Source organism: Flavobacterium notoginsengisoli (genome assembly GCF_014207905.1).
GTDB lineage: Bacteria > Bacteroidota > Bacteroidia > Flavobacteriales > Flavobacteriaceae > Flavobacterium > Flavobacterium notoginsengisoli_A.
The window spans coordinates 891,899-904,403 of record NZ_JACHLB010000001.1; the positions used below are offsets into that span (position 1 = coordinate 891,899).

Sequence of the window (12,505 nt, forward strand, 5' to 3'; positions counted from 1 at the left end):
AGAAACATAGATTTGTAATTCTTAAAAAAGGCGTTTCACTTATTTTAAATACACATAGCTATGTGTTAAAAATCTAGATTTTTTTTTTAAGCGCCTCTTTGTAAAAGTAAAAACCTATGTTTCTATGTGTTTAAATTTTACGAATAGTGAACAATCAGGTTTTAATTAACGTTTTTGTTAACAACTTTCACTTTATTATTTCTTTAAAAAAAGCGTAAATTTGAACTTCCTCCAATTTTTATTCATAACTTTAGTATTCTTCATGTAATCAAATGTTTATGTGATAAGGGTTTGAAATGTTGGAGCTTTAAAATTTGACTTTTACGACTTTATGTATTTAATATTCGATACCGAAACAACCGGATTACCAAAACGCTGGGACGCCCCGATTACCGATTCTGATAACTGGCCTCGATGTATACAAATCGCTTGGCAGTTGCATGACGAAATGGGACAGCTTGTTGAGCATCAGGATTACCTTGTAAAACCAGAAGGATTCAACATTCCCTATGATGCCGAACGTATTCACGGAATCTCGACTGAATTGGCTGAAGCCGATGGAATCACTTTGGCCGAAGTTTTGGAGAAATTCAATATTGCTTTAAGCAAAACCAAATATATTGTCGGTCAGAACTTAGGTTTCGACGTTAATATTATGGGAGCAGAATTTCATAGAATGGGAGTTGAATCTCAAATGAGTTCAATGCCTGTTTTGGATACCTGTACTGAAGTTACGGCTTCTTTATTACAGCTTCCAGGAGGTCGTGGAGGAAAGTTCAAACTTCCAACTTTGACCGAATTACACAGCTATCTTTTCGATCAGCCATTCGCGGAAGCGCACAACGCAACTGCCGACGTTGAGGCAACTACGCGTTGTTTCTTAGAATTGGTTAGAAGAGAAGTTTTTACCAAAGAAGAACTAGATGTTCCGAAAGAGTATTTCAAAGATTTTCAAGAAAGAAATCCAGAGCCATTTAAGTTAATTGGCTTAAAACATATCAACTTAAAAGCAGCTTCTGATAAAATCAGAGAACAGCTTAAAGCTTTAGCTGGAGAAGACACGCAAAATGTAGTTTCAGAAGAAGATAAAGCGGATTTTAAAGTAGCAAAATTTGCGCATTTGCATAATCATACACAGTTTTCGGTTCTTCAATCTACTATTGGAGTTGGAAATATTGTGGCAGCTGCAGCCAAAAACGGAATGCCTGCCGTTGCCATGACCGATACAGGAAACATGATGGGAGCTTTCCATTTCGTGAGCGCCGTTATGAACCATAATAAAGCAGCTTCAGGAAAAAATAAAGCTTTAGTGGAAGCTGGAGAAGAACCTACTGAAACTGAAGTGAAACCAATTGTTGGCTGTGAATTTAATATTTGCGAAAATCACTTAGATAAAAGCAAAAAAGACAACGGTTATCAAGTTGTTTTAATGGCTAAAAATAAAGCTGGATACCACAACTTAGCTAAAATGGCTTCGATTGCCTATACAGATGGATTTTACTATGTTCCAAGGATTGACCGCAAAATTGTAGAACAATACAAAGGTGATATCATGGTTTTGTCTGGGAATTTATATGGAGAGATTCCGAGTAAAATCTTGAACATCGGTGAAAACCAAGCCGAAGAAGCATTGATTTGGTGGAAAGAACAATTTGGCGAAGATTTCTATCTGGAAGTAATGCGCCACAATCAGGAAGATGAAAATCGTGTAAACAAAACCCTGATTGAGTTTTCGCAGAAACACAATGTCAAATTAATTGCGACGAACAATACTTATTATTTAAATAAAGAAGATGCCAATGCACACGACATTTTACTTTGCGTAAAAGACGGTGAAAAGCAGGCAACGCCAATTGGACGTGGACGTGGTTACCGCTACGGACTTCCAAATCAGGAATATTATTTCAAGTCGCAAGATGAGATGAAAAAGCTTTTTGCTGATTTGCCGGAAGCCATTATCAACATTCAGGAAATTATAGATAAGGTTGAAGGATACTCCTTATATCGAGATGTATTACTTCCGAAATTTGAAATTCCGGACGAATTTATGGTTCCTGAAGATGAAGAAGACGGAGGTGTTCGCGGGGAAAATAAATATTTGAGACACCTTACTATGGAAGGTGCAAAAAGAAGATATGGCGAAATTACCGAATCGATTCAGGAACGTTTGGATTTTGAATTAATGACGATTTCGAACTCCGGTTATCCCGGATATTTCTTGATTGTACAGGATTTCATCGCCGAAGCAAGAAACATGGATGTATCGGTAGGACCTGGACGTGGATCTGCAGCGGGTTCAGCCGTTGCCTACTGTCTCGGAATTACCAATATTGACCCGATTAAATACGACTTACTTTTTGAGCGTTTCCTAAATCCTGACCGTGTATCGATGCCCGATATTGATATCGACTTTGATGATGAGGGTCGTGGACGTGTAATGGAATATGTAATCAATAAATACGGACAAAAACAGGTAGCGCAGATTATCACTTATGGTAAAATGGCGACCAAATCGGCGATTCGTGATACGGCTCGTGTACTGGATTTACCATTATTCGAGGCCGATAGAATCGCAAAATTGATTCCAGGAATGATGCCGTCCAAATGGAACTTGGCGCGTTTTATTTCTGAGAGTGAAGAGGAAGTCAAAAAAGCCCTTCGTTCTGACGAATTTGATAATGTCAAAGAATTAATTGCGATTGCCAATGAAGATGATTTGGCAGGAGAAACCATTCAGCAGGCAAAAATTCTGGAAGGATCGATGCGTAACACGGGAATTCACGCCTGTGGGGTAATCATTACACCGTCGGATATTACAAATTATGTTCCTGTTACCACTGCAAAAGATTCGGATTTATATGTAACACAATTCGATAACTCGGTTGCAGAAAGTGCCGGATTGCTGAAAATGGACTTCTTGGGTCTGAAGACCCTTACGCTGATAAAAGATACCGTAAAACTGGTAAAATATAGAACAGGAATCGAGCTGAATCCAGATACTTTTCCAATTGATGATGAAGAAACGTATGCGCTTTTCCAAAGAGGTGAAACCGTTGGAATCTTCCAATATGAGTCACCAGGGATGCAGAAATATATGAAAGATCTGAAGCCAACGGTTTTTGGAGATTTAATTGCCATGAATGCTTTATATCGTCCGGGGCCTTTGGAATATATTCCTTCTTTCGTTCGAAGAAAAAATGGTGACGAGGAAATCAAATACGATTTAGATGCCTGTGCCGAGTATTTATCTGAAACTTATGGAATTACAGTTTACCAGGAGCAGGTAATGCTTTTGTCTCAGTCTTTGGCAGGATTTACAAAGGGTGAGGCCGACGTCTTGCGTAAAGCGATGGGTAAGAAACAAAAAGACGTACTAGATAAAATGAAGCCGAAGTTTGTTGAACAAGCGGCAGCAAAAGGTCACGACGCTAAAATTCTAGAGAAAATCTGGAAAGACTGGGAAGCCTTTGCGAGTTATGCCTTCAACAAATCGCACTCGACTTGTTATGCTTGGATTGCCTATCAAACGGCTTATTTGAAAGCGCATTATCCTGCAGAATATATGGCAGCGGTACTTTCAAATAACATGAACGATATTAAACAAGTTTCGTTCTTTATGGAAGAATGTAAACGTATGGGATTACAGGTTTTAGGCCCAGATGTAAACGAATCGTACTATAAATTTACTGTAAACGACGATTATGCCGTTCGTTTCGGAATGGGAGCTATTAAAGGTGTGGGTTCCGGAGCCGTAGAAACGATTGTAGAAAACAGAAAAGACGGAAGATATAAATCGATTTTTGATTTAGCTAAACGAATTGATTTGCGCGCTGCGAATAAAAAAGCGATTGAAAATTTAGCACTTGCCGGAGGTTTCGATTCTTTTGAAGGAACAACCAGAGCACAATATTTTCATGATGATGGTGACGGAATTACTTTCTACGAAAAAGCAATGCGTTACGGATCGAAGTTTCAAGAAAATGAAAATTCATCTCAAGTAAGTTTGTTTGGAGAAGCTAGCGAAGTGCAGATCGCTGAACCAGTTGTACCACCATGTGAAGACTGGAGTACAATGGAAAAACTCGCTAAAGAAAAAGAGGTTGTCGGGATTTATATTTCTGGACATCCGCTTGATGATTTCAGATTTGAGATGAAATACTTCTGTAATTCTCGTTTAGAATCATTGAAAAGTATGAATGAATATGTCGGCAAGAATTTACACTTTGCTGGAATTATCAATAACGTACAGCATCGAGTAGCTAAAAATGGAAAAGGCTGGGCGGCTTTCAACTTAGAAGGGTATGATGAAAGTTATGAATTCAAAATTTTTGGGGAAGAATATTTGAAGTTTCGTCATTTCTTAATTCAAAATAATTTTGCCTTTTTGAAAATTTTGATCAAAGATGGATGGGTAAATCACGATACAGGTAAAAAAACAGATCCAAGAATGCAGTTTGTTGAGATACGACAATTGCAAGATATTTTAGAAGCTTTCGCTAAAAAACTGATCCTTCTTTTAAATATTAAAGATCTTCATCCTGAGTTTATACATAAGCTGAGTCATTTGTTTAATGAAAATAAAGGAGATAATTCTGTGACTTTCGAAATCATGGAATTAGAAAACATAAAGCGACTAGTTGAGGTAGAAACACCAACAGATTTTGAAACCGAAGATGCTGTTTTCGAAGGAGAAGGTGAAAATGAAGATAGTGCTATGGAAGACACCAAGATTCAGGAGGTAAATGAAGTTGAAGAGATAAAAGTGGTTACAAAATTAACCATGCCTAGCCGTCGTTTAAAAGTGAGGATTTCAGCGGAATTACTACAGGAATTAGAGAAAATGCAGATTAATTTTAAATTGAACTAAAAAATTAACAGTTAAAATTTAAACACATGTTAATTTTTTGTGTTAAAAATATGCACGCATAATAGTTTTTTAGTAATATTGCCCAAAATTACAACGATTTCGTTCCAAGTCTAACTTTACAAACTTAAGGATATGTTAAAAATACTCTAAGTTTGTATAAATCAATTAAATCAAAATTATGAAAAAGAACCTATTTTTATTAGGAATGCTAGTTTGCTCTATGGCAACAATGGCGCAAACACAAAAAGCGGACAAACCAGAAAGCTGGTATTTCAAATTAGGTGGATCTTATTTTAACCAAACTGCTTCAACTGAATTTCCAGTTGTTGGTGGACAATTACCAAATAGAGATGTTTATGCAGGAACTTTAGGAAATAATAGATTAGTTTCAAGAGAAAGTATAACAGGTTCTTTTGGACAAGGTTTTAGAAGTGGAATTACTGCTGGATACCGTTTCTCTACACGTTTAGGAGTAGAGATGTCTGCAAATTATTATGTAAGTAATGAGAAAACAATGGCTCAAACTACAAACAGAATGGTTACTCCGAATCCATCGGCAGCAGTTCCAGTGACTTACGTGAATTTTACAGCTGAAGGTCAAATTAAAGCTTTTGATTTAGCTCCAGCAATCGTAATGTTTTTAGGAGAAGCTCATGGTTTTGAACCTTACACTAAAGTAGGGGTTATTGTTCCAGTTCACGGTACATTAGATATTAAAACAGATAGAGAATATAGAACATTTGTAAATGGAACTCAGGTTGCTGCTACAGATGCTTATTCTAAAGATGTAGTAAAACCAAATCCAACACTTGGATTTATGGCTGCTTTAGGAACTTCTTATAAATTAGGAAAACATATTTCTGCGTTTGCTGAATTAGAATACCGTAACTTTACAGTGCATGGAAAATCTAAAGAAACTACAATTTATACTGAAAATGGTGTAAATAAATTGAATGAAAATACGAATTTTAGAGTTGGTTCAACTGCTTCAAACCATACACACTATGTTGATCGTTTAGATGTAAATTCTAATAATAGTTTAACAAATCCTAATGGTGTTAATCAAGATAAACCAATGGACGAATTAAGTTCTTATGTTGGTATTTCAGGTTTAGGATTGACTTTAGGTCTTAAATATAGCCTATAATTTTATTCCGTTATTATAGTTTACAAAAAGAGGATATTCGAAAGAATATCCTCTTTTGTTTTGTCATTTCGATTCCGAGGTTTCAGGATCGAAATGATAAAACTTTGTAAATATTATTTAGAAGTCTCTCTAAACTCTTTCAAAACCTGATCAATTACCCAAGTTGTTCTAGCTCCGGAAACTCCTTTTGAAGCTGAAGCATTCTCTTTTCCTAAAAGTTCAGCCATAACACTTTCTATAAAAGGCTGTTGAATATGCAATGGATTTTCTATTGTAATACTTTCTTTTTCTCCATTTGCATATTGAATATGAATTGAGTCATTTCCGAAAGTAGAGAAAGAAATTTTTCCTTTATCACCCACAATTTCAGTGTTATCATAACGTTCGAAACTTGCAAAATTCCAAATACCAGATCCGTGAACTCCATTTTCAAATAAAAAAGACATTGAAACGGCATCTTCGGCAGGATATGCCATTAATTGAGAAGTCGCATGTCCGCGAACAGATTTTATCGGACCTAAAACAAAATCTAGAAAATCTAAAGTATGACAGGCAAGATCAACAAAAATTCCGCCTCCAGAAATATGAGGTAAAACAGTCCAAGGAAGATTGATCTCGTCATCGTAACGCTGTTCAAAAGGATGATACAAAACGCAATTTACATGACGAATGTTTCCTAGTTTACCTTCATCAATTATTTCTTTAATTTTTAAAAAACGAGGCAAAGCTCTTCTATAGTAAGCAACAAACAAAGGAACATTATGCTCTTTGCAGGCGCTGATCATTTCGTTGCATTCTTCAAAAGTTAAAGCCATTGGTTTTTCTACGTAAACAGGTTTTCCTGCTTTGGCGCATAAAATAGTATATTCTTTATGAGAAGATGGAGGAGTAGCAATGTATACGGCGTCGACTTCTGAATCGTTTATTAAATCAATAGCATTCGAATACCATTTTGGAACATTGTGGCGTTTGGCATAATCTTCGGCAAGTGCTGCATCACGACGCATAACAGCCACTAAAGCAGAATTTGGCGCTTTCTGAAAAGCAGGTCCGCTTTTTACTTCTGTTACATTCCCGCAGCCAATGATTCCCCATTTTATAATTTTCATGGTTCAAGTTTTAAGTTTCTCAAATTTAAGTGAAAAGAATTATTTAAAAAAAGTTAGCCACGAATTCACGAATTATTTTTTCACGCAGATTAAAAATGATTTAAGCAGATGTACACAAATTTTTATTAATTAAATCAGCTTAGATCTGCAATAATCTGGGGAATCTGCGTGAAACAAAATAAAAAGCCACGATATTCACAAAATAATTCGTGAATTCGTGGCTAAAAAAAATTAAGTTTAAAGTTTTACTTTTTAGGTAAAGCTTTAAAACCCATATTGTAAAGTGTGAAAGCTTGAATGTCTACATTTTCTTGAATAGAAGCCGCAACAGATTTTCCTGCTCCGTGACCTGCTTTAACATCAATTCTAATTAAAACCGGATTTTCTCCAGCCTGTTTTTCTTGTAATTCAGAAGCAAATTTAAAACTGTGTGCCGGAACAACACGATCATCATGATCTCCTGTTGTAACCATTGTTGCTGGATATTTTGTTCCTTTTTTAACGTTGTGAACTGGTGAATATCCTTTTAAATATTCGAACATTTCTTTATTGTCTTGAGCTGTTCCATAATCAAATGCCCAACCAGCACCAGCTGTAAAAGCATTGTAGCGTAGCATATCCATAACTCCAACTGCTGGTAAAGCTACTTTCATTAAATCAGGACGCTGTGTCATTGTTGCTCCAACTAATAAACCTCCATTAGAACCTCCGCGAATAGCTAAATAATCAGATGAAGTATATTTTTGAGCAATTAAATATTCTGCTGCAGCGATAAAATCATCAAAAACATTTTGCTTTTGCAATTTCGTTCCTGCGTCATGCCATTTTTTTCCGTATTCACCGCCACCTCTTAAATTGGCAACAGCATACACACCACCATTTTCCATCCAAACTGCGTTTGCAATGCTGAAACTTGGAGTTAAACTAACATTGAATCCGCCATAACCATAAAGAATAGTTGGGTTTTTGCCATCTAGTTTTGTTCCTTTTTTATACGTAATAATCATAGGAACTTTTGTGCCGTCTTTTGAAGTATAGAATACTTGTTTTGACTCGTAATCTTCACTTTTGAAATCAACTTTTGGCTTTTGATATACTTCAGATTTGCCAGATTTTGGTTCAAAAGAATAGATGCTTCCTGGAGTTGTATAATTTGTAAAGCTGTAATACAAGATTTTTTCACTCTTTTTTCCACCAAAACCGCCAGCAGATCCAACTGCAGGAAGTTTGATTTCACGAACTAATTTTCCGTTGTAATCATATTGTAATACAAATGACACGGCATCTTTAGTATAATTGGCAAAAAAGTATCCTGCGCCTGTTGTTGGAGATAAAACATTTTCAGTTTCTTTGATGAAATCTTTCCAGTTTTCTACTTTTGGATTTGCTGCATCTACCGTAACTACACGACCGTTTGGAGCATTGTAGTCAGTATGTATAAACAGTTTTGATCCTTCATTTTCAATAATCGAATTCTCAGCATTAAAGTTATCTACAATGGTAACAATTGGACTATTTGGTTTAGTTAAGTCTTTAATATATAGTTCGTTTCCGTAAGTAGAATTTGCTGCGGTAATAATCAGATAGCGATCATCTTCTGTGACACCGCCTCCAATATATCTTCTTTTCTGATCTGCGCCAAAAATTACTTTATCGTCTTTTTGAGCAGTTCCTAGCTTATGAAAATACAATTTATGCTGATCTGTTTTTGCAGATAATTCGCTTCCTTTTGGTTTCTCATAACTAGAGTAATAAAAACCTTCATTTCCATGCCATGAAATTCCGCTGAATTTTACATCAACTAAAGTGTCTTCTAATACTTTTTTAGAAATAGCATCGATAATAATAACTTTTCTCCAGTCGCTTCCTCCTTCAGAAATAGAATAAGCCGCTTTTGAACCGTCTTTAGAAAAATCTAAACCACCAAGAGAAGTTGTTCCGTCTTTAGAAAACGTATTTGGATCTAAGAAAACTTCTTCTTTTCCGTTTTGATCTTTTCTGTAAACAACAGATTGATTTTGAAGACCGTTATTTTTAGAATAATAAGTGAATTTTCCTTCTTTGTATGGAGCACCAATTTTTTCGTAGTTCCAAAGTTTTTCCATTCGTTTTTTTAGTTCTTCACGAAATGGAATTTGATTTAAGTAACCGTAAGTTACCTCATTTTCAGCTTTTACCCAAGCTCCAGTTTCAGCAGATTTGTCGTCTTCAAGCCAGCGGTAAGGATCGCTAACTTTTGTATCAAAATATACATCAACTGTTTCTCCTTTTTTAGTTTCAGGATATTTGATTTTGTTTTGGGCAAATGAAATTCCTGCAGTTGTGATTGCCATTAATAAAAAAGTTTTTTTCATAGTTAATTTTTATCTGTTGTAACAAAAATAGTACTTTCTGTGAGATTGTTGTGTTATTAACCGCAAAGAACGAAAAGTATTCAATATTAATCTCGCAAAGGCGCAGAGGCGCAAAGTTTTAAAATTTCTTTGCGACTTCACGTCTTTGCGAGATTTTTAAAAGTCAAGCTAAAATAACCTTGCGTACTTTGCGGTTAAATAAAAATTATAAATTAAAATTAACTCCCAAAACAATGTTTCTTCCAATGTTTGGAATGCCGTCTGTTTTCAATCTAGAAAGGTGTGCAATATATTTTTTGTCAAATAAATTGTTTCCGTTTAAGTTAATGTCAAATGCCGTTTTTCCAAGTTTTACAGTTCCACCAAAACCTAAATTCACCAAAGTGTAACCTTTAGAAGCTGTTTCAAAACCACTTACATTATCTTGGCTGAAAGTAGAAGAAACATTTAAAGAAGCAAAACCTTCGCTTAACCAGTCTTTGATATTAAATTCAGTTCTAAGTGTATTATTCCAGTTGTTTGCAGGAATTAAAGGCAAGTAATCGTTATTGTCTTTTTTACCTGTAACTGTTTCAAAACTAGTTTCAAAATGTAACCAATCTAAAGGATGCGGATGAAAGTGTAAGCCAACTTCACCACCGAACAATTTTGCATTATCTTGAACATAAGCGAAAACATCGTTGTCTTCTAAAACTTCTCCAGTTGGCGAAGTGTAGATATAATTGTTTACATGATTGTAAAATCCGTTTACGAAGAATTCAAAATGCGTGTTTTTGTATTCTAAATTTAAATCAGTTTGAACGTTTTGTTCTGTTTTCAGGTTTGCATTTCCGATTTCATAACGGTTTGTTCCTTCGTGAACACCATTTGAAGTTAATTCAGCTAAATTCGGTGCTCTAAATCCTGTAGCTACATTCAAACGCAATGTTAGCGGTTCAGCCAATTTTGTTTTATAGCCTAATGATGCATTAAAACTGTCAAATGATTTGTCAAGAGGCAAGAAATAACCTTCTTCGCCTTCTGTTCCGTGAGCAATTGATGTAACATTTCTGTTGTCAAAACGCAATCCGGCTTGAATAACGCTGTTGTCCCATTCGTAATTTGCAGTTCCAAAAACACCAAAATCGTTTGTTGTTGCATCTGGAATCAAATATTCTTCTCCAGAATTTTTATTGGTTTGATGCATTCCTTGAACGCCTAAAATAGTTTCAATTTTTCCGAATTTAGGGAAATGATATTTTGCATTATAATTGAAAGTATTCAGTTTCATGTGAAGAGAAGCTTCGTTGCTGTCTTCAAATTCGCTTCTATCATTTGCGATATAACCCAAATCAACATCTAATTTTGAGTTTTCGAAGAAAATAACATTATTCAAACTCAATAAATGATTGAAAATTCCTTGTCTCGGAAATTGTGTGTCTTTGCTTGAAGATTGTTCTGCAATTCCGTCTTCTGGAATTCCGATATCCAATTTGTTGTAGTTGTATCTCAAAACACTAGAAAAAGTGGAGTTGCTGTAACCGATTCCAGTTTTAAAATCGGTTTCATTGTAACGTGAATTGGTTACGCGGTCGCCATCGGCAATTTTATAATCAGAATGGGTGTTGTAACCTCCTCTAACCAAGAATTTCCAATTATCGGTAGAAGTTTTTAATCCGATAGAAGAATTGCTTCCTTGCGTATTGGTAAAATATTTTTGACTGAAATTAGCTTTAAAATCGCCAGCATCAGCAAATTTTTCTGGATTGAAGTATAAAACACCTCCCAAAGCATCAGAACCGTATAATAAAGAAGCAGGTCCTTTAATAACTTCCACACTTTCAATTCCGCCGTCATTTAAACCCAAACCATGTTCGTCTCCAAACTGCTGATTTTCGATACGAACACCTTGAGAATAAACCAAAACACGATTCCCGCTAAGACCACGAATAACCGGTTTTCCGATTGATGTTCCTGTAGAAATTTGAGAAACTCCAGGAATTGTTGCCAAACCTTCAATTAAAGTTGAGGTTCCTTTTTGCTGCAAAGCCTTAATGCTTTCGTGCTCAATTTTCATTACGTTTTGCGATTGCAATTTGTTGAAAGGAGTAGAAACAACCACTTCGTCCATTTCTAAAATTGATTCTTCAAGCGTAATATCTAAAGTGTTTTGTTTTAATAATTTAGTAATCGTTTTATTCTGATTGGCATATCCAACGTAAGTAAAAGCAAGACGTAAAGTTCCGTTTGGAAGATTGTTCAATTCGTATTTTCCATTTGCGTCTGTAGTCGTTCCTTTGTGTAATTCTGGCGCATAAACAGAAACGCCTGGCAAAGGAGTGTTTTCGTTATCAGTTACTGTTCCTGAAACCGAATTTTGAGCAGAAAGCATGCTCGAAAACCCTAAAATAAGGGCAATTATAAATTTTTTCATTTGAAAATGATGCTATAGTTAATTTGATTTTTTTCTTAGAATGAAAAATCAAAAACTAACGATAAAGCTTGCTGATCCTAATTGTAAAAATAGGATTAGGAAACTCAATGTTATTTGAATTTAAATTGAAAGAAATGTGATTTTTTTCGAAAAATCGAAACTTAAGAAACTATAACTGCAGGAGGGCCACGTAAAAAATAAGAAGTGGTTGAAATAGAAAAAATCTTCTCTGAAACAGGAAAGAAATAGGCAATTTGTTTTTGAAAAGAATGAAACTGAAATTGAAAAGTTTCGGGAACGATGTAACTTCCAAAAGCAAAATTACAAACAAAACAAACCTCAAAATCATGGTGCTGATGCGTAATTTCACCACTTGGGTCATTGTAATTATGATGACATTGTTTTTCTGAAAGCTGTTTTACAATATGCTCATAACTGTGTATGGACTGAAACAATATCGAGAACAATATTGTGACAGCAAAAGACAAACTTAATATGAGCTGTTTTCTTTTCATACTCCGCAAAGGTATAAAGATTAAATAGAAAATTAATTTATTTTTTGTCTGTTCAAGGTTATTTATTGAAAAAAACGCAGCAATTAATTTTATGCGACAT

Annotated in this window: 6 protein-coding genes; 2 read left to right on the forward strand and 4 right to left on the reverse strand. The window is 35.1% G+C overall.

Translation table 11 applies throughout. The features are described from left to right. Positions 1–331: 331 nt before the first annotated feature. Both dnaE and HNP35_RS03840 read left to right on the forward strand, forming a co-directional pair. Positions 332–4,867, forward strand: coding sequence for a DNA polymerase III subunit alpha (gene dnaE, locus HNP35_RS03835; RefSeq protein ID WP_184158295.1), 4,536 nt, complete (start codon positions 332–334; stop codon positions 4,865–4,867). Positions 4,868–5,045: 178 nt separating this feature from the next. Continuing rightward, positions 5,046–6,014, forward strand: a complete 969-nt coding sequence (locus HNP35_RS03840) for an outer membrane beta-barrel protein (protein ID WP_184158293.1) — start codon at positions 5,046–5,048, stop codon at positions 6,012–6,014. A 113-nt stretch (positions 6,015–6,127) separates the two neighbouring features. On the opposite strand, the gene HNP35_RS03845 is transcribed toward HNP35_RS03840, so the two are convergent. From HNP35_RS03845 to HNP35_RS03860, 4 genes are all read right to left on the reverse strand, one after another. Further along, on the reverse strand, positions 6,128–7,123 hold the full coding sequence (locus HNP35_RS03845) for a Gfo/Idh/MocA family protein (protein ID WP_184158291.1): 996 nt from the start codon (positions 7,121–7,123) through the stop codon (positions 6,128–6,130). Positions 7,124–7,368: 245 nt separating this feature from the next. Next, the gene (locus HNP35_RS03850; RefSeq protein WP_184158289.1) at positions 7,369–9,477 is read right to left on the reverse strand and encodes a prolyl oligopeptidase family serine peptidase; all 2,109 of its coding nucleotides are present in this window, start codon (positions 9,475–9,477) and stop codon (positions 7,369–7,371) included. 205 nt (positions 9,478–9,682) lie between these two features. Further along, a complete protein-coding gene (locus HNP35_RS03855; protein WP_184158287.1) occupies positions 9,683–11,890 on the reverse strand; it encodes a TonB-dependent receptor in 2,208 nt (735 codons plus the stop codon). 161 nt (positions 11,891–12,051) lie between these two features. Beyond that, the gene (locus HNP35_RS03860) at positions 12,052–12,405 is read right to left on the reverse strand and encodes a hypothetical protein (RefSeq protein WP_184158285.1); all 354 of its coding nucleotides are present in this window, start codon (positions 12,403–12,405) and stop codon (positions 12,052–12,054) included. Between the last annotated feature and the right edge of the window lie 100 nt (positions 12,406–12,505).